Origin of the sequence: Congregibacter sp. (assembly GCF_045107095.1) — a bacterium.
GTDB lineage: Bacteria > Pseudomonadota > Gammaproteobacteria > Pseudomonadales > Halieaceae > Congregibacter.
In genome coordinates this window covers 1-22,333 of the sequence record NZ_JBGCFU010000041.1, presented here as the reverse complement: position 1 = coordinate 22,333, position 22,333 = coordinate 1, and the positions used below count along the sequence as shown (strand labels likewise).

Below are 22,333 nucleotides of genomic sequence, written 5' to 3'. Positions count from 1 at the left end.
TTTTTTGAGCCTGCGAGCGGACTGCCTGCGCCCCTGGAGGAACGATTGACCCGTCCCGCAATTCTAGTTCTTGAAGACGGCAGCGAATTCCATGGGATATCCATTGGAGCTGCCGATACATCAGTTGGTGAAGTGGTGTTCAACACGGCCATGACTGGCTACCAGGAGATCCTTACCGATCCTTCCTACGCCCGTCAGATCGTAACGCTTACCTATCCTCATATTGGTAATACCGGCACGAATCCCGAAGACGAAGAATCGTCGCAGATCTGGGCTTCTGGCTTGGTTATCCGCGATCTTCCTCTATTGGCGAGCAATTTTCGAAATACCCAAGCACTGGATGATTATCTTCGAGAGCGCGGTGTGGTGGGCATTGCCGAGATCGATACGCGGCGTCTTACCAGAGTGCTTAGGGACAAAGGCGCACAGAATGGTTGTCTCATGGCGACGGATTCACCGGATGTCGATGCGGCTTTGGCCCTCGCTAAGGGGTTTGGCGGACTTAAGGGTTTGGATCTGGCTAAAGAAGTCTCGACCAGCGAGAGTTACAGTTGGACCGCCGGTACCTGGCAGCTGGGGGAGGGTTTTGCGGATCCGGCCATCTCAGACATGCCCTGGCATGTGGTTGCCTACGATTTTGGTGTGAAGCGAAATATTCTGCGTATGCTTGCGGATCGAGGCTGTCGCCTTACGGTTGTGCCCGCCCAGACGAGTGCCAGCGAGGTGCTCGCCTTAAACCCTGATGGCGTTTTTCTTTCCAATGGTCCCGGGGATCCGGAGCCTTGTGATTACGCTATCACTGCCATTAGTGAGCTTTTGGAGACGGGGATACCGATCTTTGGGATTTGTCTTGGCCATCAGCTACTTGCTCTTGCCAGTGGAGCCCAGACGCTAAAGATGAAATTTGGTCATCACGGCGCTAACCACCCCGTTCAGGACCTTCGCAACCAAACGGTGATGATCACCAGCCAGAATCACGGTTTTGCGGTAAATGACAACGCACTGCCGGATTGTCTAACCGTGACACACCGCTCGCTGTTTGATGGAACCTTGCAAGGTATTGAGCGAAGCGATAAGCCCGCCTTTAGTTTTCAGGGCCACCCCGAGGCGAGTCCAGGCCCCCATGAGCCGAGTGTGCTCTTCGATCATTTCATCAGCCTGATGCAGCAACGGGCGGGATAAGCACATGCCAAAGCGTACAGACATCCAAAGTATTCTGATCGTAGGCGCCGGCCCCATCGTTATTGGGCAGGCCTGCGAGTTCGATTACTCCGGCGCTCAGGCCTGTAAGGCGCTGCGCGAAGAGGGTTACCGGGTCATTCTGGTTAATTCCAACCCCGCTACGATCATGACTGATCCAGCGATGGCAGATGCTACCTACATTGAGCCTATTGAATGGCGTACGGTGCAGCGAATCATTGAGGTGGAAAAGCCCGATGCGCTGCTGCCGACCATGGGTGGACAGACGGCGCTGAACTGCGCGCTGGATCTGGCAAGAGAGGGTGTTCTCGAGGCCAATGGTGTGGAGCTTATCGGCGCAACCAAAGAGGCGATCGATAAAGCGGAAGACCGCGAACTATTCGATAAGGCCATGAAGCGTATTGGACTGGAGACGCCCCGGGCATCCTTTGCCCGATCCATGGACGAGGCGCACGCCGTTCTCGACTCTATAGGTTTCCCCTGCATCATCCGTCCCTCTTTTACTATGGGCGGATCCGGTGGAGGTATCGCTTACAACCGCGAAGAGTTTGAAGAAATCTGCATTCGCGGTCTGGACCTTTCGCCGACCTCCGAGCTGCTAATTGATGAGTCGCTCATCGGTTGGAAAGAGTACGAGATGGAGGTGGTGCGTGATCACCACGACAACTGCATCATCATTTGCGCCATCGAAAACTTTGATGCCATGGGTGTGCACACGGGTGACTCCATTACCGTCGCGCCAGCTCAAACCCTGACGGACAAGGAATATCAGATCATGCGCAACGCCTCTCTGGCGGTGCTGCGTGAAATCGGCGTGGAGACGGGTGGCTCGAACGTACAGTTCGGCATGTGCCCCGATACGGGACGCATGGTAGTGATTGAGATGAACCCCAGGGTGTCTCGATCGTCGGCGCTGGCCTCAAAGGCTACCGGATTTCCGATCGCCAAAGTGGCTGCCAAGCTGGCTGTTGGGTATACCCTCGATGAACTCAAGAACGATATTACGGGCGGAGCAACGCCAGCGTCTTTCGAGCCCTCAATCGATTATGTCGTCACGAAAATCCCCCGCTTTGCTTTCGAGAAATTCAATGCGGCAGATGCTCGCTTAACCACGCAGATGAAGTCTGTAGGTGAAGTGATGGCGATTGGTCGGAATTTTCAGGAGTCACTGCAGAAGGCTTTGCGTGGCCTCGAAGTGGGTGCCTCCGGACTGGAGTCCCGGTTAGGGCCCGAGGATATTGAGCCCAGCGATGAGCTGATCAGTGAGTTGATTAACCCCGGAGCCGATCGTATTTGGCATTTGGCGGACGCCTTTCGTTTGGGCATGTCCGTCGAAGATGTGTACGGGCACTCAGGTGTAGATCCCTGGTATCTCGTTCAGATAGAAGACATCGTAAAAGACGAAGCGTCCATTGCCGCGGGTTCCCTTGCGGATCTGAATGCGGAACGCTTATACCGCCTCAAGCGTAAAGGCTTTGCCGATCGACGCTTGGCAGCACTCCTTAACGAGAGCGAGACTTCGGTGCGTGAGCATCGACAAGCTTTGGATATTCGGCCCGTCTACAAGCGCGTGGACACCTGTGCGGCAGAGTTTGAGTCCAGCACCGCCTATATGTATTCCACTTACGACGAAGAGTGCGAAGCACAGCCCAGCGATCGCCCCAAAATTCTCGTGATCGGCGGCGGCCCGAATCGTATCGGTCAAGGCATTGAGTTCGACTACTGCTGTGTCCACGCGGTGCTGGCGATGCGTGAAGATGGCTACGAAACCATCATGGTGAACTGCAACCCAGAGACGGTCTCAACAGATTACGACACCTCGGACCGCCTGTACTTTGAGCCGGTTACTCTGGAAGACGTACTCGAGATCGTCGCCAAGGAAAAACCCGAAGGCGTGATTGTGCAGTTTGGTGGCCAGACGCCGCTGAAGCTCGCCCGCGCTCTTGAGGCAGCGGGTGTGCCTATTATTGGCACGTCCCCCGATGCGATTGATCGTGCGGAGGATCGCGAGCGGTTTCAGCACCTCATTCAGGATCTGGATTTGCTGCAGCCGGCAAACACTACGGTTCGCAGTGTTGAAGAGGCTGTTGAGGCGGCGCGCAGTATCGGCTATCCGTTGGTGGTACGCCCTTCCTATGTTCTGGGTGGTCGAGCTATGGAGATCGTGTATCGAGAAGAAGACCTTCTTCGCTACATGCGTGATGCGGTATCGGTCAGCGATGAGGCTCCGGTTCTCCTGGACAGCTTTTTGAGCGCCGCAATCGAGGTCGACATCGATGCGGTGTCGGATGGCGAGCAGGTCGTGATTGGCGCCATCATGCAGCATATTGAGCAAGCCGGTGTGCATTCGGGAGATTCGGCGTGTTCATTACCGCCCTATAGCCTTCCTGCAGATGTGCAAGATCAAATGCGTGAGCAGGTGAAGCAAATGGCCCTGGCACTGGGTGTTAAAGGCTTGATGAATGTCCAGCTCGCTTGGCAGGACGAAAAGATTTACGTGATCGAGGTGAACCCTCGCGCCTCGCGTACCGTGCCCTTTGTGTCCAAATGTATTGGCACCTCCTTGGCGAAGATCGCGGCGCGCTGTATGGCCGGGGTAAGCCTTGAAGATCAGGGTTTCACCGCAGAGATAGTGCCGGACTTCTTTAGTGTGAAAGAAGCGGTGATGCCCTTTAACAAGTTTCCCGGAGTCGATCCCATTCTTGGGCCCGAGATGAAGTCTACGGGTGAGGTCATGGGTACCGGTGATAGTTTTGCGGATGCCTTCGCTAAGGCCATGTTAGCCGCGGGAGACCCCCCGCCACGGAGCGGCACTCTGCTTATCAGCGTGCGTGATGTTGATAAGCCGGGCGCGGTTACCTTCGCCAGGCAAATGGTTGATTTAGGCTTTAGCCTCGCCGCCACCGGCGGTACTGCCGATGCCCTTGAAGCTGCAGGACTGGATGTCCGCCGCGTTAAGAAGGTGCTCGAGGGTCGCCCGCATATCGTCGATATGATCAAGAACGACGAAGCAGACATCATTATCAACACCACAGAAGGGCGCCGGGCTATCGCCGATTCAGCGCCTATTCGAGCCAGTGCCGAAGCGCATCGGGTTTTCTATACAACAACGCTTGCCGCAGCGGAGGCTATCTGCCTGACCTTGCAGCGAGAAGGGGATAAGACGGTACGCCGTCTGCAGGATCTCCACAGGAGCATGCATTAATGAGTAAAGTGCCGATGACAGCGCATGGCGAAGAAGCTTTGCGCGCAGAACTCGAGCAATTGAAGAAGGTAGATCGTCCGCGCATTGTGCAGGCGATAGCAGAGGCTCGTGAGCACGGCGATTTGAAAGAGAACGCCGAGTATCATGCGGCACGAGAGCAACAGAGTTTTGCCGAAGGCCGCATCCTGGATATAGAAGGCAAGTTGTCTCACGCGCAGGTGATCGACGTGACCACTATTCCCTACACCGGGAAAGTGATCTTCGGTGTAACAGTCGACCTGATCAATGTGGAGAACGACGACACGGTCACCTATCGCATCGTGGGAGACGATGAAGCGGACGCTAAGCAGAATCTGATTTCGGTGAATTCACCTATCGCTCGTGCTCTCATTGGTAAAGAGGAAGGTGATGTCGTTGTGGTGCGTGCGCCGGGCGGTGACCGAGAGTATGAGATCGACCAGGTGCGCCACCTGTAGCGGCAGCGACTGTATCCACTTTTGTGTCAACTATGGCATCAGCTACTGCATGAGCTACTACGTCGACGACTAAATCGACGACTAAATCGACGACAACAGCAGCAAAGTATCTAGTTTGCGCTAAGCGAAGCTCTTCGGTGGTTGTTTAGCCGAGCATTCGGAGAAGGTTGGATTTTTTGGGATCCGGCTTTGCACTGTGGCGCAGTATCAACGCGGTGTTTCCTACCCGCTGCACCAGCTCCGCGCGGCTGTCCTTTAGCAGTTGCTCGATAACTTCGTCGCGCGCTTCACGACTGCCCACCGCCAGCTTGATCTTGATGAGTTCGTGGTCTTCGAGTGCACGTTCAAGTTCGAGTTGTACCGACTCGCTGAGGCCGTTGCCTGCGATGGTGACGACAGGATTTAACTTGTGGCCGATAGCGCGAAGTTGGCGCGTATTGGTTTTGCGAGTCATGCTAGGGTAAACCGATTAAGTCAGCGGGGCGCGGAGTCTACACTACAGTGGCAATGGGACCCAAATACCGGGCTAGTACCCGGATTGATTTTTCAGGAACAGGAAATGGTTAAAAAGCGGTCGAGCAGCAAAGCGTGGCTGCGCGAGCATCGGGATGACCCCTACGTGCAGCAGGCGCAGAGGGATGGCTATCGATCCCGTGCTTGCTACAAGCTTCTGGAGCTGCAGGAACGAGAGCGAATCATCCGGCCCGGTATGACCGTACTGGACCTGGGGAGTGCTCCGGGCGGCTGGTCTCAAGTGGCGGTAGAGCTGGTGGGTGCCAGGGGGCAGGTCATAGCCTCAGACATTTTGCCTATGGACAGTATTGACGGAGTTGACTTTGTTCAAGGAGATTTCACCGAAGATGAAGTATTTAAGCGAATTTTGCAGGAGATGGGCGACAAAAGCGCAGACCTTGTAATATCGGATATGGCCCCCAACATGAGTGGTATGAGCGCTGTTGATCAACCGAAATCCATCTATCTGGTTGAGCTTGCATTAGACATGGCCTGTCGTGTTCTCGCCCCTGGTGGCTGTTTTGTCACTAAGGTTTTTCAGGGGGAGGGTTTTGATGACCTGTTTAGAGCTACTCGCGAGCAGTTCGACAAGGTTTTAACCCGAAAACCTGCGGCCTCCAGACCGCGTTCCCGAGAGGTATATTTAGTCGCTAGAGGTCGTCTGGTATCACCGAGCGATGAATAGAGAGAGTTTGGGGTGGCCCAAGCAGGCGTTTGTGCCGTAAAAAACGCTATACTGGTCGACCGGCAATAGCGGGACTCTGCGCTACGGCGATCTAGTCTCGCGACTCGCAGCAAACCGCTGCGGTGGTCGATGAATTTTCGGCGGTAGCCTTTAGAAGCTGCCGCAGCAATGAGGTAACGATTTTGAACGATATGGCCAAAAACCTGCTGCTGTGGGTCGTGATAGCTGCAGTATTGCTGTCAATCTTCAACAACTTCAGCATGCAGACACCCACCGAGCGCATGGTGTACTCCGAATTCATTCAGGAAATCCAGCGCGATCAGGTTCGTAAGGTCACTATTGATGGGCTTACCATCGCGGGTGAGCGCTTTGACGGTTCTTACTTCGAAACCACGCGCCCCATGGTGGAAGATCCCAAGCTCATGGACGACCTGCTAACCCACCAGGTCGAAGTCGAAGGCAAAGAGCCAGAGCAGCAGAGCGTTTGGACGCAGCTTCTCGTGGCTAGCTTCCCCATCCTCATAATCATTGCGGTCTTCATGTTCTTTATGCGCCAGATGCAAGGCGGCGGCGGTGGTCGCGGCGGCCCCATGAGCTTTGGCAAGAGTAAGGCCAAGCTGCTGGGCGAGGATCAAATCACCACAACGTTTGCAGATGTCGCTGGTGTCGACGAGGCTAAAGAAGACGTGCAGGAGCTCGTGGAGTTTCTGCGTGACCCCGGCAAATTTCAAAAGCTCGGTGGGCGTATTCCCCGCGGCGTGCTAATGGTTGGTCAGCCGGGCACGGGTAAGACCCTTCTTGCAAAAGCTATTGCAGGCGAAGCCAAGGTGCCGTTCTTCTCGATTTCGGGTTCGGACTTCGTAGAAATGTTCGTCGGTGTCGGTGCCTCGCGGGTACGTGACATGTTCGATCAAGCCAAAAAGCAGGCTCCATGCATTATCTTCATCGACGAGATTGACGCTGTTGGTCGGCATCGTGGCGCGGGTCTTGGCGGTGGTCATGATGAGCGGGAGCAGACCCTCAATCAGCTATTGGTAGAAATGGATGGATTCGAAGTCAATGACGGCGTCATCGTTATTGCGGCGACGAACCGTCCCGATGTATTGGATCCCGCACTTTTGCGCCCCGGACGCTTCGATCGTCAGGTCGTTGTTGGCCTGCCAGATATTCGTGGTCGCGAGCAGATCCTCAAAGTACATATGCGTAAGGTGCCGCTGGCTGAAGATGTAGAAGCATCCAAGATCGCCAGAGGCACGCCTGGGTTCTCTGGTGCGGATTTGGCTAACCTGGTGAACGAAGCAGCACTGTTCTCTGCTCGCTCGGGTTCAAGAACCGTGGGCATGACGCAGTTTGAGCTCGCGAAAGACAAGATCATGATGGGCGCCGAGCGCAAGTCCATGGTGATGTCTGAGGACGAAAAACGGAATACCGCCTATCACGAGGCCGGGCACGCAATCGTGGGCAGGATCATGCCTGAGCACGATCCCGTTTATAAGGTCAGCATTATCCCTCGAGGTCGCGCTCTGGGTGTGACTATGTTCTTGCCTGAGGAAGATCGTTACTCGCACAGTCGCCGTCATATCATCAGTCAGATTTGCAGCCTCTTTGGCGGGCGTATTGCTGAAGAAATGACTCTGGGCCCCGATGGCATAACGACCGGTGCATCCAATGACATTCAGCGTGCGACAGAGATTGCTCGCAACATGGTCACCAAGTGGGGCTTGTCCGAGAAGATGGGACCCCTCTTGTACGACGAAGGCGGCGAAGAGGTGTTCTTGGGTCGTAGCGCCGGCCAGTCTCACAAAGCGATGTCTGATGAGACAGCGAAGCAGATTGATGCAGAGGTCCGTCGGATTATCGACGAGTGCTACCGCGAAGCGCAGGACATTTTGGAAGAACACGTGGACAAGCTGCACGTTATGTCTGATGCACTCATGCATTACGAGACTATCGACGCAGATCAGATCGACGACATTATGGCGGGGCGAACGCCTCGCGAGCCTAGCGACTGGAGCAAGAAGGATGGCGACAGCGATTCGGGGTCTTCTTCAGCGGCAGGGTCCGACACCGCGGATCGCAGTGGACCTATCGGTGGGCCGGCAGGCGAGCACTAAGCTGCTTGCAGGTTTAGCCGTAGTCTTTTGACCGCCTCGAAAGGTACCGGTGCTACTCTCAGTTGCGCCGGTACGGTTCTTGATCTTTCCTCCCCCATTGTCATGGGGGTTCTTAACGTAACTCCTGATTCCTTTTCTGACGGTGGTCGCTGGATGGATGGCGGTCGCCCTGACCTCGATGGGCTAAGGCGTCAGGCCGTAGCGATGGTAGATGCCGGAGCCCGTATTCTCGATATCGGTGGTGAGTCGACGCGGCCGGGTGCTGCAGTGGTATCTGAACAACAGGAACTGGATCGAGTTCTGCCCGTGTTTGAGGTCCTGCGCGCCGAGGTTGATGCCGTATTGTCTCTGGATAGCAGTACGCCGGCTGTCATGCGTGCAGCTGCATCCGTGGGAGCTGGCTTGATCAACGACGTGAGAGCGCTGCAGCGAGATGGCGCCTTGGATACCGCTGCAGATTTGGGCTTGCCCGTGTGTCTTATGCATATGCAAGGAGCGCCTGAGACAATGCAGAACGCCCCCGCTTATCGCGATGTAGTGAGGGAAGTTACGGAGTTTCTTGGAGACAGAGCGAACGCCTGCATCAGCGCTGGCCTTGAGCAAACACAAATCGTTGTTGATCCGGGCTTCGGTTTTGGGAAAACACTTGAGCATAATCTTGTCCTGCTATCTCAGCTTGCACGGCTTAGTTCGCTGGGCTTTCCGTTGATGGCAGGCTTATCACGGAAGTCCCTCATTGCTAAACTAACCGGCCGCGAGCTCGACAGTCGGCTCCCGGGAAGCCTTGCATTGGCGATGCTTGCCGCGCAGCATGGCGCAGCCATTTTGCGCGTCCATGACGTCGCGGAAACCGCCGATGTTTTGCGAATACTCCAGGCAGTGAAGGATGTCCAGACTCTATGAAGAAACGTTACTTTGGCACTGATGGCATACGCGGGTTGGTGGGTGAGTCCCCGATCACGCCGGACTTCGTGCTTAAACTGGGCTGGGCCTGCGGTCGAGTGTTTACCCGGCTCATGGGTAGCCAGGGGCGATGTAGCGTCATCATTGGAAAGGACACGCGAGTGTCTGGATACATGTTCGAGTCTGCTCTGGAAGCGGGTTTGGTGGCGGCGGGTGTTGATGTAAAGCTCTTGGGCCCGATGCCTACCCCCGCAGTTGCTTTAATGACACGTACTCAAAATGCGGACGCAGGCATTGTGATCAGTGCGTCTCACAACCCTTACTTTGACAATGGCATTAAGTTTTTTTCTGCCAGCGGTTCAAAGCTGCCTGATGAGGTTGAGCTGGCCATTGAGGCCGAACTAGACCTTCCGCTGAGCTGTGTGGAGTCACACGACATCGGCAAGGTGCAGCGAGTGGTCGATGCGGCTGGTCGTTACATTGAGTTCTGCAAGTCGACGGTTCCTGAGGGTTTTAGTCTGCGCGGACTGAAAATCGCCATGGATTGCGCTCACGGCGCGACCTACCACATTGCACCCAGCGTATTGTCAGAGTTGGGCGCGCAGGTGATTCCCATCGGTATCTCTCCCGATGGCTTTAATATTAACGAGGGCGTGGGTTCCACCCATATGGGTACCCTTTCGGAGACTGTTCGAGAAAACAATTGCGACCTTGGCATTGCTTACGACGGCGACGGTGACCGCGTGTTGTTTGTTGATGATCAGGGCGAAACGGTAGACGGTGACCAACTGCTCTACGTGATCGCTATGCATCGATTGCGCGAAGGAAGCTCTGATACCGGAGTGGTCGGAACTTTGATGTCGAATCTTGGCCTCGAACTAGCGTTACGCGCTGAAGGGCTGCAGTTCGTCCGAGCGCAGGTAGGCGATCGGTATGTGCGCGAGATGATGGAAGCGCAATCTTGGCATCTGGGTGGAGAGTCTTCCGGCCACATTATCTGCTCGGATGTGACAACGACCGGTGACGGTATTGTTTCGTCTTTACAGGTACTCAGGGCCTTGCAAAGCGCCGGGCAAAGCTTGCGCGAAGTTTTGGCCGCTGTTCCGTTACTCCCTCAGACCATGATTAACGTGCGAGTGAGCCCCGGTGTCAGCGTTGATTCGCAGCCAGCGGTGACAAAAGCCATCGGCCAGGTGGAGGAAGAGCTCGGCGACAGTGGTCGCGTGCTTTTGCGCCCTTCGGGCACGGAGCCCGTTATTCGAGTAATGATTGAGGGGCGGGATGCTGAGCAGGTTGAGCGGCTTTGTCGTTCCCTTGCGCAGACGGTTGAGGGTCTTATGGCGGCTGCCTGAGAGCGTTGCCCAGACTCGGATCATTATGAAAGCCAACGTCTTTTCTTGCCCCCAGCAGACAGCTTGGGTAGTATTGCGCGCCCTCGCGACGCGGAGCTTGTAGTTATGCGACAGCCGCTGGTCATTGCTAACTGGAAAATGCACGGTAAAGGCACTTTTAATCAGGCCCTTGTCCGCGAATTTTTGACACTGTTAAAAGAACATCGAGCTGCTTGTGTTCTGTGTCCGCCCTCTGTTTATCTGGGGCAGGTCGCACAGTTACTGGAATCCAGTGATGTCATGTTGGGTGCGCAGGATTGCAGTCATATTGACGAAGGCGCTTATACCGGTGAAGTGTCGGCAGAGATGCTTCGCGATTGCGGTTGTGAATGGGTAATAGTGGGCCATTCGGAGCGACGACAGTATCATCAGGAGTCGGACGCTTTGCTTGCGGCGAAGCTGACGATAGCGCAGCGGGCCGGTTTAACGCCTGTGTTGTGCGTTGGCGAAACGCAGGAGCAGCGCGAAGCCGGGACGGCGGAACACGTCGTCAAGGCGCAGTTGTTGGGCGCTTTGAGTGATTTGTCCGATCTCAACGGATTGGCGATTGCTTATGAGCCTGTGTGGGCCATAGGGACAGGATTAACTGCTACACCAGAGCAGGCGCAAGACATGCACGCGTTTATTCGGAGTGTATTGCGTGAATTTGATGCCGCAAATGCCGATGCTTTGCGGCTCCTCTACGGAGGTAGTGTTAAGGCGGGTAACGCGGCGGAGCTGTTTGCCCAAACGGATATTGATGGTGCGCTAGTGGGCGGGGCATCTCTTGATGCGCAAGCCTTCGCAGCCATTGTAAGTGCGGCGTAGGTGCGGCGTAGGTAGAGACAATACAACAGCAGGGGTGGGGTTAGCGCCGCTGCAATGAGGTTTTAGGAAATGAGTGCGCAATTGATTGAACAGCTGGTACTGGTGACGCATTTGTTGCTGTCACTGGCGATTATCGGTCTGATCATCCTTCAGCAGGGTAAGGGCGCCGATGCAGGTGCATCTTTCGGCGCTGGAGCATCCCAGACTGTTTTTGGCAGTACCGGCAGTGGCAATGTTCTGACTCGTGCCACGGCATGGATGGTCACTCTGTTTTTTGTGACAAGCTTTGGTTTGGCAGTTATTGCAAAGAACAAAACGGCGACGGTAGATGAGTTTGTGATCCCCGTTCCGACAAATTCCGCGCCCGCGACACTGGACGCGGACATCGAAGCTGTGGATGATACGCTCCCGGTGAATGAGGGCGATCTTCCAGTACTAGATGACAGCATGCCGTCAATGAGTGCTGATGGGTTCGAAGCGGAAGTTGAGGCTGCGTCTGAGGATATCCCGCAGTCTTAAGAGAGATATGCCGAAGTGGTGGAATTGGTAGACACGCTATCTTGAGGGGGTAGTGCGCTATGCGCGTGGGGGTTCAAGTCCCCCCTTCGGCACCACAAAGAAGTCCAGGATGAACTTATTTTCATTACTGGCAAATGCGGGCTCCGTTGAGCTTGCGTGACGTGTTGGCCGCACCTATAATACGCGGCCTCTCACGGGGGCAGCTTAAGGGAGTGTCCCGCGAGTCGAAGAAATTTTCGGTTCGCAGAGAAAAGTTTTGATGCGGGGTGGAGCAGCCTGGTAGCTCGTCGGGCTCATAACCCGAAGGTCGTCGGTTCAAATCCGGCCCCCGCTACCAACACTATCAAGTACACCGTTAGCTCCAAAGACCGACGGTGTGAATAAAAAAGCCCCTTATGGGGCTTTTTTATTGGCTTGGCTTTTGTATGGGCCCGGCTTTTGTGTGGGTCCGGCGGATGTGCGGGGCTTGCGGATGTGCCGGTCCTGCTGCCAGCGAAGCCAGTGATAGATGTAAACAGTAAGTTTGACCGGATAATAGGAGGCTGGCGATGAGTGCACGAGAAAACAAGCTGCAGGCATTGCTAGCGCCTACGGTAGAAGCATTAGGCTTTGAGCTTTGGGGAACGGAGTTCCTTATTCAGGGCAAGCACAGTGTTTTAAGACTGTATATAGAGTCTGAAAACGGTGTGCAGGTCACTGATTGCGCAGCAGTGAGTGAGCAGGTTGGCGCGGTGCTTGATGTTGAAGAGCCCATAGGCGGCGAGTACACGCTTGAAGTGTCGTCTCCCGGTGTTGATCGCCGTTTGTTTCGGTTGGAGCAATACCTGGCGTATGTGGGTCAGGAAGTAGAACTGCGTTTACGCAGTCCCTTCGAAGGACGTCGCAAGTTCAAGGGCATTCTTAGGGGCATAGAAGACGACGATATTGTGTTGCTTGTGGATGACCACGAGTATCTGTTGCCTTACGGCGACGTGGACCGGGCGCAGCTGACACTGCGTATTTGAGCAACCCCTGAGGTTGTTGTTACGAGGCTTTAGAACGATGACAAAAGAAATATTGCTGGTAGCGGAAGCGGTATCCAATGAGAAAGGTGTGTCCGAAGACATCATCTTTGAAGCGATAGAGTCCGCGCTGGCCATGGCCACCAAGAAGCGTTACGACGAAGACGCCGATATTGAAGTCACTATTGATCGTGAAACCGGTGACTACGAGACCGTGCGCCGATGGCTGGTTGTGCCTGATGATGAGCTTGCACTGCTGGGAACGCAGTTCACCACGGAAGAAGCTATTGAGCAGGACGAGTCCCTCAAGCCGGGTGACGTGCATGAGGAACAGGTTGAGAACGTCGGATTTGGACGCATCGCCGCCCAGACTGCGAAGCAAGTAATTGTTCAGAAGGTCCGTGATGCGGAGCGCGCTCAGGTTGTTGAGCAATACGAGAGTCGTGTAGGCGAGTTGGTTGCCGGCACGGTCAAGAAGGTGACTCGTGACAACGTGATTGTGGATCTTGGTAACAACGCTGAAGGTTTGCTGCCACGAGAGCAGTTGGTGGGGCGGGAGACTTTCCGCATCAACGATCGCGTACGCGCCATTCTCAAGGAAATTAGCACAGAGACTCGTGGGCCGCAGCTGATTCTCAGCCGCGCTTGTCCGGAAATGCTCATCGAACTGTTTAAGATCGAGGTGCCTGAGATTTCCGAGGAAGTGATTCAAATTCGCAGTGCGGCTCGTGATCCTGGGTCTCGAGCAAAGATTGCGGTTAAGACCAATGACCAGCGTATCGATCCTGTGGGTGCCTGTGTCGGAATGCGCGGATCTCGAGTGCAAGCGGTCTCTAACGAACTGGATAACGAGCGCGTTGATATCGTGCTTTGGGACGACAACCCCGCGCAGCTGGTGATCAACGCGATGTCGCCTGCGGAAGTGGAGTCCATTGTTGTAGACGAAGAAAACGGCACCATGGATGTTGCTGTAGCTGAGGACAATCTCGCGCAGGCTATTGGCCGAGCTGGCCAGAACGTACGTCTCGCGAGCGAGCTCACTGCCTGGACGATCAACGTTATGAGTGTTGACGAAGCGCTCGAGAAGCAGGAAGCCGAGGCCGGCCAGGTTATTCAGACCTTTATGGACAAGCTCGATGTCGATGAAGACGTTGCGGGAATTTTGGTTGACGAGGGCTTCACCACACTGGAAGAAGTGGCTTACGTCCCGCTGGAAGAAATGACGTCCATTGATGGTTTTGACGAAGACATAGCGGAAGAGCTTCGCGCTCGCGCGAAGGACGCTTTGCTGACATTGGCGATCGCCTCGGAAGAAGAGCTTGGCGCCCAGGAGCCAGCAGAAGATCTGCTGACTATGGAGGGCATGGATCGTCACCTCGCATTTATTCTCTCTAGTCGCGGCATCGTGACGATGGAAGATCTTGCAGAGCAGGGTGTCGACGAGTTGATGGACATCGAAGATATGACCGAAGAGCGTGCTGGTGAGCTGATCATGACCGCTCGCGCACCGTGGTTCGAGGAAGAGTCGGCCTGATTAACCCTCTGGTAGTAGTAAAGCAGGGTAAACGGGTCACAAGGGAGACAGCGCGATGGCGCAGGTAACAGTAGAACAACTGGCAGAAACAGTCGGCGCACCGGTAGAGCGCTTACTGGCGCAAATGAAAGATGCGGGTTTGCCTCATAGTGCGGCAGAACAAGCCGTGTCTGATGAGGACAAGCAGACGCTGCTGGCGTTCCTTAAGGCAAGCCATGGTGAGTCCACGGCTGCGCCCAAGCGCATCACCTTAAAGCGCAAGACTATTAGCACCTTGCGCGGTGCTGGCGGTTCCCAGGGCAAGAAGACCGTTAACGTGGAAGTGCGTAAGAAGCGCACCTACGTGAAGCGAGATGTCCTTGAGGAAGATGCAGCGGATACGCCAGCAGCGGCCCTGGACGATCTCGTAGAAGAACCCGTTGTAGAGGAAGCGGTGGAGCCGGAAGTAGTAGCAGCGCCCGAGCCGGAACCTGTTGCGCCCGAGCCGGAACCCGAGCCCGAGCCTGAAGATGAAAAAGACCTTGATCCCGAGGTATTGCGTCAACGTGCAGCAGCGCGCCGTAAGAAGCAGGAAGCCGAGGAAGCGGAGGCCCGCGCGGCTGCAATAGCAGCTCGTAAGGCTGAGGAAGAGCGCAAAGCTGCGGAGGCTGCCCCTGCACCACGCTCAGCCCCAAGCGGTGATATCGCTCGCAAGCCCAAGCGTCTCCATGACGCTCCTGCGGCACCTGGTCGTGAAGAACCCCGGAAGAAGAAGTCCCGCGGCCGGGTGGGTTCCGAGCCCCTGGGTCGCGGAAAGCATCGAGGCCACAATTTGTCGCTCTCCGATCTGGAGGCCGCAGAATCTGGTGGCCCTCGTCGTCGCGGTGGCCGCCGTAAAGGTAAGTCCACGCACGAAGAGCATGGCAAGCACGGATTCGAGATGCCCACAGCGAAGAAGGTTTACGAAGTAGAGCTGGCGGACATGATTTCTGTTGGTGGTCTTGCGCAGCAGATGTCTGTGAAGTCTGGCGCGGTGATCAAGGAATTGATGAAGTTGGGTGTCATGGCCACCATCAACCAGATGATCGACCAGGATACTGCGACCCTTGTGATTGAAGAGTTAGGGCACTCCGTGAAACTGATTAGTGCGGACGCGCTCGAGGATAATCTCAGCGAAGCGCTATCCATGCACGAGGGTGAGCTGGAGTCGAGAGCGCCAGTGGTGACTGTGATGGGTCACGTTGATCACGGTAAGACTTCCCTTTTGGATTACATTCGTAAAGCTAAGGTGGCGTCTGGCGAGGCTGGCGGTATTACCCAGCATATTGGCGCCTATCACGTAGATACAGATCACGGAATGATCTCCTTCCTGGATACTCCGGGACACGCGGCGTTTACCGCAATGCGTGCTCGCGGTGCGAAGAGCACGGATATCGTGATTCTTGTAGTAGCAGCCGATGACGGTGTGATGCCCCAGACCATCGAGGCGGTTCAGCATGCGAAGGCAGCGGAAGTTCCTCTGATTGTTGCTGTGAACAAAATGGACAAAGAGGGTGCTGACCCAGATCGCGTGAAGAACGAGCTCGCCGCTCAGGAAGTCATTCCTGAAGAATGGGGTGGCGAATATCAGTTCATTCCTGTGTCGGCATTAACCGGTGACGGCGTTGACGCTCTTCTGGATGCTATTTTGTTGCAGGCAGAGCTTCTTGAACTGCAGGCTCCCCGGGACGTCCCTGCTCAGGGTATTGTCATCGAGTCCCGTTTGGACAAGGGGCGCGGTCCGGTAACAACGCTGCTGATCCAGAGCGGTACGTTACGTCAAGGCGATATCTGTCTTGCGGGACTGCACTACGGTCGTGTTCGAGCCATGCTCGATGAAAACGGTCAGCCCATTGAAGAAGCTGGGCCGAGCATTCCTGTAGAGATCCTGGGTCTTGATGGAACGCCGGATGCTGGAGACCAGTTTGCGGTGCTTGAGAATGAGAAGCGCGCACGAGAACTTGCGGACTCCCGACAGGAGAAGGTGCGCGACAGCAAGCTACAGCGTCAACAGGCTGCGAAGCTGGATAATATGTTCGAGAGCATGACGGCCGGCGAGAAGAAGACGCTCAACGTTGTGGTTAAGGCTGACGTTCGCGGTTCTCTAGAGGCGCTGCAAACAGCACTTCTGGAACTGGGTAACGACGAAGTTCAGGTCAATATCGTTTCCGGTGGCGTGGGCGGAATCGCCGAAACTGATATCAATCTGGCGATGACCTCTGAAGCGGTTGTGTTTGGCTTTAATGTTCGAGCGGATGCTTCTGCGCGGCGTTTGGTCGAAGCTGAAGGTGTTGATCTGCGTTACTACAACGTTATTTACGATTTGATTGATGACGTGAAGCAGGCCTTGTCGGGCATGTTGCCGCCAGAAATGCGCGAAGAGATCGTAGGTATCGCCGAAGTGCGGGATGTATTCCGGTCTCCGAAGTTCGGACAGATTGCTGGTTGCATGGTCACCGAAGGCACGGTTTATCGCTCCAAGCCTATTCGCGTTCTCCGCGACAACGTCGTTATCTACCAGGGCGAACTCGAATCGCTGCGTCGATTTAAAGACGATGCCAATGAGGTTCGAAACGGCGTCGAGTGTGGTATCGGCGTTAAGAATTACACCGACGTGAAGGTAGGCGATCAGATCGAAGTCTTTGAGGTTCGAGAGATAGCGCGCAGCCTCTAAGGGGCTGCTTTCGCTACTTTCAACACCATGGCCAAAGAGTTTAGTCGGACAGAGCGAGTAGGTGATTACCTGCGTCGCGAACTTGCGCTGATTATTCAACGGGAAGTGCGTGATCCTCGTTTGGGCATGGTGAGTATTACGGCTGTCGATGTAAGCAGGGATATCTCCCACGCTAAAGTACACTTCACTCTATTGGGTTCGGACACTGCCGAGGAAGCGAAGCCTTGTACGGACGTTCTCAATAAAGCCGCAGGCTTTTTGCGGTCAGCCCTGGCTAGGGACGCATCTATGCGAAGCGTTCCTAAGCTACGTTTTTTCTTTGATAGCAGTGTTGGGCGCGGGCGAGATCTTGAAGCTTTGATCAGTCGCGCACGTTCAGCAGATGACCGTCGCTACGCGGATGTCGAGCGTGAAGCTGAGTCATCCCATGAGCATGACGGCTTTCATGGGCATGAAGGCTCCGACGATCAGGGCGAGGCGCAATAGTCATGGCGCGACGGCGCCGCGGTAGAGCTATCTCTGGCATCCTTCTTCTCGATAAACCGATGGGCATGAGCTCGAACCAGGCTTTGCAGCGTACCAAGTGGCTGTTTACTGCTGCAAAAGCCGGACACACGGGTAGTCTCGATCCACTTGCTACGGGCGTGCTACCGCTGTGTTTTGGCGAGGCGACCAAGTTTTCTCAATACCTGCTTGATGCCGATAAGGGCTACGACAGTACCTTTCGTCTCGGCCAGAGTACTGACACAGGTGATTCCGAGGGAGAAGCCATCGAGGAGTCTGACGCTTCAGCGCTGGATTTAACGCAGCTTGAGCAAGCGCTGGACAATTTTCGTGGCCCTATTGAACAGCTTCCGCCGATGTACTCAGCGCTTAAGCGAGATGGCCAGCCGCTTTATAAGTTAGCCAGGGCCGGCATTGAAGTAGAGCGTGAGCCTCGGCCTGTGACCGTGATGGCTTTGGAGGTTCTGGCATTTCGCCCCGGTGTCTGCGCAGAGCTTGATGTGCGTATTTTGTGTAGCAAGGGTACCTATGTACGCTCCCTCGCTATGGATTTAGGCGCGCTATTGGGTGTCGGCGGCCATGTTTCAGCACTACGCCGTATCAAGGCAGGTCCTTTTGAACTCGCCGAGTGCGTAACTATGGGGGCCCTGGAGGCACTTCATGGGAAGCAAGATATCGCAGGAATGGACGCGTTTTTAAAGCCCACAGATACCGCCGTGGCGCATATGCCCCTATTGAAACTTCCTGAATCCAGTGGATTTTACCTCCGTCAGGGGCAGCCGGTGCTAGTGCCAAATGCGCCCTGTGATGGTATGGTGCGCGTCGCTTTGGAGACCGGTGAGTTTCTGGGGCTTGGAGAAATTCTGGACGACGGGCGCGTGGCGCCCCGTCGACTGGTTGTCAGCGGTGGATAACGCTCTAAAACTAGAGTGATTTCTGCGGACGTTGACGAGAACCTGGCTGTCAATCTGCACGGGCAGGCTCTTTTTTTAGTTGGTTACCAATGGGTAACGGTGTTTCTCTTTGATGAGAAACCCGGCCAAAGGGGTGCCAGAGCAGATTATTACAAGGAAATTGAAATGGCTTTAAACGCAGAACGCAAAGCGGAAATCGTCCGTGACTATCAGCAAAGCGAAGGTGATACCGGCTCCCCGGAAGTACAGGTAGCCCTGCTCACAGCAAACATAGAGCAGCTTCGCGATCACTTTGAGTCCCACAAACAGGATCACCATTCTCGACGGGGCCTCATCCGCATGGTTAATCAGCGTAGAAACTTGCTGGATTACCTCAAGCGAAAAGATTCAGCGCGTTACGCTGAATTGATTAAGCGACTCGGCCTACGCCGATAATCGCTGACGCGACCGGGGCATGGGCTCCGGTCGTTTTATTTTGAATTGGAGAAAAATTGTGAACCCAGTTACTAAAACCTTTCAGTATGGCGGCCAAACCGTCACGCTGGAAACAGGCCGCATCGCCCGTCAGGCGACCGGCGCCGTTCTTGTTACCGTTGAAAACACGAGTGTGTTGGTAACCGTTGTTGCCGAGAAGACTGCTCGCGAAGGTCGTGACTTCTTCCCTCTGGCCGTGCACTACACCGAGAAAGCTTATTCTGTGGGTAAGATCCCCGGCGGTTTTTTTAAGCGTGAAGCACGCCCCAGCGAAAAAGAGACACTGACATCTCGATTGATTGATCGGCCCATTCGCCCGCTGTTCGCTGACGGCTTTATGAACGAAGTGCAGGTTATCTGTACTGTGATGTCTGCCGACAAGCATATTGATCCCGATATCCCTGCAATGATTGGTACTTCAGCAGCTCTCGCGATCTCTGGCTGTCCTTTCAATGGACCTATTGGTGCAGCGCGTGTCGGATTTAACGACGCTGAGGGTTACATCCTGAACCCAACTTATGACCAGCTGCCCGAGAGCAAGCTTGAGATGGTTGTTGCGGGAACCCAGGACGCCGTACTTATGGTTGAGTCTCAGGCGGATCAGCTGACCGAAGATCAGATGCTGGGTGCGGTTTTGTTTGCGCACCAGGAAATGCAGGTCGTTATCAAAGCGGTTCAGGAGCTGGCTGCAGAAGCTGGTAAGCCTAGCTGGGACTGGCAGGCACCCGCTATCGACGAAGCGCTTTTCAGCTCGGTTGAAGAGAAAGCAAAAGCCGATCTTGGTGAGGCTTATCGTATTACCGACAAGGCTGAGCGCTACGCGCGCGTCGGAGAGATCCGTGAGGCTTGCGTTGCAGAGCTTGCTATCGAAGGTGGCCCTAGCGCTGACCTGGTTAAGGAGTACTTCAAGAAGGTCGAGAAGTCCCTGGTACGTAACCGCATCATCGCCGGCGAGCCGCGCATTGATGGTCGCGACACGCGCACCGTACGCCAAATCGCTTGCGAAGTAGACGTACTGGCCAAAGCCCACGGTTCAGCACTGTTTACCCGTGGCGAAACTCAGGCTATTGGCGCTGTAACGCTGGGTTCTACCCGCGACTCTCAGATCATTGACGCGCTGGAAGGCGAACGTCGTGATCCGTTCATGCTGCATTACAATTTCCCTCCCTACTCTGTAGGTGAGGCTGGTCGTGTTGGCTTTACCAGTCGCCGCGAAATCGGTCACGGTCGTTTGGCGCGTCGCGGTCTGGCGGCAGTTCTTCCTAACCTGGAAGAATTCCCCTACACGATCCGCGTTGTGTCAGAAATTACAGAGTCCAACGGCTCCAGCTCTATGGCGTCGGTATGTGTAGGCTCTCTCGCCATGATGACCGCGGGTGTGCCTCTGAAGGCGCCTGTTGCGGGTATTGCCATGGGTCTAGTGAAGGAAGGCAATCAGTTTGCTGTTCTCACGGACATCCTGGGCGACGAAGATCACCTGGGTGACATGGACTTTAAGGTAGCCGGTACCGCTGAAGGTGTTACCGCCCTGCAGATGGATATCAAGATCGAAGGCATCACCGAGCAGATCATGGAGATTGCCCTCGAGCAGGCCATGCAAGCTCGCTTGCACATTCTTGGTCAGATGAATGCAGTGCTTGCAGCGCCGCGGGAAGTGACTTCTGAGAACGCTCCGAGCATGGTGACTCTGAAGGTTGATTCCGACAAGATCCGCGACATCATTGGTAAGGGTGGTGCGATGATTCGTTCCATCACCGAGAATTCGGGTGCCACTGTGGATATTGAAGATGACGGCACCGTACGCGTATTCGGTCAGGATCAGGCCTCCCGCGATAAGGCGGTAGCGATGATCGAAGAGATCACTGCAGAAGCTGAAGTAGGTGCTATTTACACCGGTAAGGTTGAGCGTATCGTCGATTTCGGCGCATTCGTAAACATCCTCCCGGGTAAGGACGGACTGCTACACATCTCCCAGATCGCTAACGAGCGCGTAGAAAACGTATCTGATCACCTGACTGAAGGTGAGGAAGTGCGCGTTAAGGTTTTGGATGTGGATCAGCGTGGTCGTATTAAGCTGTCTATCAAGGAACTTCTTGAAGACGATGCTGCACCGGCAGAAGAAGCGGGCGACGCCTAATCGATTTAGGTTAAGCAGCTGTATCAAAGGGCGCTTAGGCGCCCTTTTTTATGGCCCGTGTTTTATAGTTGCGTTCCTGTTGAGTGATTAGGTAGCCGGTTTAAATCTATGCGTCTTTCTCTGTGCATGATCGTAAAAGACGAAGCGTTCTTTATTGAGGAGTGCCTCGCATCAGCAGCGCCCTTTGTTGATGAGGTTGTAGTGGTGGATACGGGTTCCACTGACGGCACTCGGAAGATTGCTGAGCGCTACGCAGATAAAGTTCTGGATTTTGAATGGATTGACGATTTCTCTGCCGCGAGAAATACCGGACTCGCCGCAGCCTCGGGAGACTGGATTTTGGTGCTCGACGCAGATGAGCGCATCGCCGCTGAGGACTATCCTAAGCTCAGAGAGGCGATGTCGACTTCTGAGTTTGACGGGTTTTACCTGGTCCAGCGTAACTATAGCGACGAAGAGCTACAGTTAAACTGGATTGCGGTAACTGAGCCGGATGAATGGTCGGGGCCCTGGGCCGGCTACACGGAGAATCCTATTCTTCGCCTCTTCCGTCGTAACCAATCTATAGGTTACGAGGGCAGTATTCATGAAATTGTGGATGGAACTATCTCAGGACCTGCCAGAGGCACTTTAGATCTGCCTATTCATCACTATGTTGATGCAAATCCTGCTCGTTCGCGTCTTGAGCGAGCTAGTCGGTACCTCGTCCTTATGGACCGGTTGTTGGAGAAGCGTGACGATGGTCGAATTTACGGTATCGCGGGTTCTACAGCTTTGAATGCGTCAAAGGATTACGCGAAGGCCGCTAGTTATTTCCGTCGCGCAGCAGAGCTGGGATATGAACCTTTGCGCAGTCTGGAAGGTGCGGCAGAGGCGGCCTATCGCGGTGGAAACTATGGTGAAGCTCAGGACCTCTATCGTCGCCTCTACGATGAAGGCCACAGGACAGCTTCGTTATGTCTAAATCTTGCGAATCTCGCCGTTCGCAGCGGGGACAAATCCCGTGGTGCCCAGTTGTTAAAAGAGTGCCTTTCTCTTGGGGGTATGGGCCCTCAGACCGACGAAACCATCCGACGTAACATAGAGTTTCTTAGCGCGTAAGTCGGCTTCAGGTTGTTGAAGCCGACAGGGCTCAGATCGTTTAGGCGTCGCGGTTACTGATTAGTTCGTCGACCACACTGGGGTCTGCAAGAGTCGATGTGTCCCCAAGGCTATCCAGCTCGTTCTCCGCAATTTTGCGCAAGATGCGCCGCATGATCTTGCC

18 protein-coding genes and 2 tRNA genes are annotated in these 22,333 nt (G+C 54.9%); 19 read left to right on the top strand and 1 reads right to left on the bottom strand.

What is annotated here, in order from left to right:
* Positions 1–45: 45 nt before the first annotated feature.
* From carA to greA, 3 genes are read left to right on the top strand one after another with little or no spacing between them, the layout of a single operon-like run.
* A complete protein-coding gene (gene carA / locus AB8B76_RS07940) occupies positions 46–1,182 on the top strand; it encodes a glutamine-hydrolyzing carbamoyl-phosphate synthase small subunit (RefSeq protein WP_405271494.1) in 1,137 nt (378 codons plus the stop codon).
* Between the two features lie 4 nt (positions 1,183–1,186).
* Positions 1,187–4,405: a carbamoyl-phosphate synthase large subunit gene (carB, locus tag AB8B76_RS07935; RefSeq protein WP_405271493.1), complete on the top strand. Its 3,219-nt coding sequence runs from the start codon at positions 1,187–1,189 to the stop codon at positions 4,403–4,405.
* Positions 4,405–4,881, top strand: a complete 477-nt coding sequence (gene greA / locus AB8B76_RS07930; protein WP_405271492.1) for a transcription elongation factor GreA — start codon at positions 4,405–4,407, stop codon at positions 4,879–4,881. Before carB ends, greA begins: the two co-directional genes overlap by 1 nt.
* A 145-nt stretch (positions 4,882–5,026) precedes the next feature.
* Here the strand turns inward: greA and AB8B76_RS07925 are convergent, their stop codons facing one another.
* A complete protein-coding gene (locus AB8B76_RS07925) occupies positions 5,027–5,335 on the bottom strand; it encodes a YhbY family RNA-binding protein (RefSeq protein WP_405271490.1) in 309 nt (102 codons plus the stop codon).
* Between the two features lie 105 nt (positions 5,336–5,440).
* On the opposite strand from AB8B76_RS07925, the gene rlmE reads away from it, so the two are divergent.
* The 16 genes from rlmE (at position 5,441) to AB8B76_RS07845 (ending at position 22,170) form a co-directional block, all read left to right on the top strand.
* Positions 5,441–6,079 carry a 23S rRNA (uridine(2552)-2'-O)-methyltransferase RlmE gene (rlmE, locus tag AB8B76_RS07920; protein WP_405271489.1) on the top strand — a complete coding sequence of 213 codons (639 nt, stop codon included), beginning with the start codon at positions 5,441–5,443 and terminating at the stop codon, positions 6,077–6,079.
* Positions 6,080–6,270: 191 nt separating this feature from the next.
* Positions 6,271–8,193: an ATP-dependent zinc metalloprotease FtsH gene (gene ftsH / locus AB8B76_RS07915; protein WP_405271522.1), complete on the top strand. Its 1,923-nt coding sequence runs from the start codon at positions 6,271–6,273 to the stop codon at positions 8,191–8,193.
* Positions 8,194–8,295: 102 nt separating this feature from the next.
* Complete coding sequence (folP, locus tag AB8B76_RS07910; RefSeq protein WP_405271520.1) at positions 8,296–9,096, top strand: dihydropteroate synthase; 801 nt, start codon at positions 8,296–8,298, stop codon at positions 9,094–9,096.
* Positions 9,093–10,448, top strand: a complete 1,356-nt coding sequence (gene glmM / locus AB8B76_RS07905; protein WP_405271488.1) for a phosphoglucosamine mutase — start codon at positions 9,093–9,095, stop codon at positions 10,446–10,448. Before folP ends, glmM begins: the two co-directional genes overlap by 4 nt.
* 105 nt (positions 10,449–10,553) lie before the next feature.
* Positions 10,554–11,294 carry a triose-phosphate isomerase gene (gene tpiA, locus AB8B76_RS07900; protein WP_405271487.1) on the top strand — a complete coding sequence of 247 codons (741 nt, stop codon included), beginning with the start codon at positions 10,554–10,556 and terminating at the stop codon, positions 11,292–11,294.
* A 69-nt stretch (positions 11,295–11,363) separates the two neighbouring features.
* The gene (secG, locus tag AB8B76_RS07895) at positions 11,364–11,813 is read left to right on the top strand and encodes a preprotein translocase subunit SecG (RefSeq protein ID WP_405271486.1); all 450 of its coding nucleotides are present in this window, start codon (positions 11,364–11,366) and stop codon (positions 11,811–11,813) included.
* A 9-nt stretch (positions 11,814–11,822) separates the two neighbouring features.
* Positions 11,823–11,908, top strand: a tRNA-Leu gene (locus AB8B76_RS07890).
* 165 nt (positions 11,909–12,073) lie between these two features.
* A tRNA-Met gene (locus AB8B76_RS07885) sits at positions 12,074–12,150 on the top strand.
* A 211-nt stretch (positions 12,151–12,361) separates the two neighbouring features.
* Complete coding sequence (rimP, locus tag AB8B76_RS07880) at positions 12,362–12,817, top strand: ribosome maturation factor RimP (protein ID WP_405271485.1); 456 nt, start codon at positions 12,362–12,364, stop codon at positions 12,815–12,817.
* Positions 12,818–12,854: 37 nt separating this feature from the next.
* Positions 12,855–14,348, top strand: coding sequence for a transcription termination factor NusA (nusA, locus tag AB8B76_RS07875; protein ID WP_405271484.1), 1,494 nt, complete (start codon positions 12,855–12,857; stop codon positions 14,346–14,348).
* A gap of 55 nt (positions 14,349–14,403) precedes the next feature.
* Complete coding sequence (gene infB / locus AB8B76_RS07870; protein WP_405271482.1) at positions 14,404–17,040, top strand: translation initiation factor IF-2; 2,637 nt, start codon at positions 14,404–14,406, stop codon at positions 17,038–17,040.
* Between the two features lie 27 nt (positions 17,041–17,067).
* Positions 17,068–17,526 (top strand): 30S ribosome-binding factor RbfA, encoded by a 459-nt coding sequence (rbfA, locus tag AB8B76_RS07865; protein WP_405271480.1) that lies wholly within the window; start codon positions 17,068–17,070, stop codon positions 17,524–17,526.
* Positions 17,527–17,528: 2 nt separating this feature from the next.
* Positions 17,529–18,458 carry a tRNA pseudouridine(55) synthase TruB gene (gene truB, locus AB8B76_RS07860; protein ID WP_405271478.1) on the top strand — a complete coding sequence of 310 codons (930 nt, stop codon included), beginning with the start codon at positions 17,529–17,531 and terminating at the stop codon, positions 18,456–18,458.
* Positions 18,459–18,623: 165 nt separating this feature from the next.
* Positions 18,624–18,893, top strand: coding sequence for a 30S ribosomal protein S15 (gene rpsO, locus AB8B76_RS07855; protein WP_008294031.1), 270 nt, complete (start codon positions 18,624–18,626; stop codon positions 18,891–18,893).
* 58 nt (positions 18,894–18,951) lie between these two features.
* Entirely contained in the window at positions 18,952–21,069 is a 2,118-nt protein-coding gene (gene pnp / locus AB8B76_RS07850) for a polyribonucleotide nucleotidyltransferase (RefSeq protein ID WP_405271476.1), read from the top strand.
* Positions 21,070–21,177: 108 nt separating this feature from the next.
* Positions 21,178–22,170 carry a glycosyltransferase gene (locus tag AB8B76_RS07845; protein WP_405271475.1) on the top strand — a complete coding sequence of 331 codons (993 nt, stop codon included), beginning with the start codon at positions 21,178–21,180 and terminating at the stop codon, positions 22,168–22,170.
* Positions 22,171–22,333 lie beyond the last annotated feature (163 nt).

Coding starts and splice junctions, on each gene's coding strand:
- carB (WP_405271493.1), top strand. CDS start 1,187: ATGCCAAAGCGTACAGACATCCAAAGTATTCTGATCGTAGGCGCCGGC.
- greA (WP_405271492.1), top strand. CDS start 4,405: ATGAGTAAAGTGCCGATGACAGCGCATGGCGAAGAAGCTTTGCGCGCA.
- AB8B76_RS07925 (WP_405271490.1), bottom strand. CDS start 5,335: ATGACTCGCAAAACCAATACGCGCCAACTTCGCGCTATCGGCCACAAG.
- rlmE (WP_405271489.1), top strand. CDS start 5,441: ATGGTTAAAAAGCGGTCGAGCAGCAAAGCGTGGCTGCGCGAGCATCGG.
- ftsH (WP_405271522.1), top strand. CDS start 6,271: ATGGCCAAAAACCTGCTGCTGTGGGTCGTGATAGCTGCAGTATTGCTG.
- folP (WP_405271520.1), top strand. CDS start 8,296: ATGGGGGTTCTTAACGTAACTCCTGATTCCTTTTCTGACGGTGGTCGC.
- glmM (WP_405271488.1), top strand. CDS start 9,093: ATGAAGAAACGTTACTTTGGCACTGATGGCATACGCGGGTTGGTGGGT.
- tpiA (WP_405271487.1), top strand. CDS start 10,554: ATGCGACAGCCGCTGGTCATTGCTAACTGGAAAATGCACGGTAAAGGC.
- secG (WP_405271486.1), top strand. CDS start 11,364: ATGAGTGCGCAATTGATTGAACAGCTGGTACTGGTGACGCATTTGTTG.
- rimP (WP_405271485.1), top strand. CDS start 12,362: ATGAGTGCACGAGAAAACAAGCTGCAGGCATTGCTAGCGCCTACGGTA.
- nusA (WP_405271484.1), top strand. CDS start 12,855: ATGACAAAAGAAATATTGCTGGTAGCGGAAGCGGTATCCAATGAGAAA.
- infB (WP_405271482.1), top strand. CDS start 14,404: ATGGCGCAGGTAACAGTAGAACAACTGGCAGAAACAGTCGGCGCACCG.
- rbfA (WP_405271480.1), top strand. CDS start 17,068: ATGGCCAAAGAGTTTAGTCGGACAGAGCGAGTAGGTGATTACCTGCGT.
- truB (WP_405271478.1), top strand. CDS start 17,529: ATGGCGCGACGGCGCCGCGGTAGAGCTATCTCTGGCATCCTTCTTCTC.
- rpsO (WP_008294031.1), top strand. CDS start 18,624: ATGGCTTTAAACGCAGAACGCAAAGCGGAAATCGTCCGTGACTATCAG.
- AB8B76_RS07845 (WP_405271475.1), top strand. CDS start 21,178: ATGCGTCTTTCTCTGTGCATGATCGTAAAAGACGAAGCGTTCTTTATT.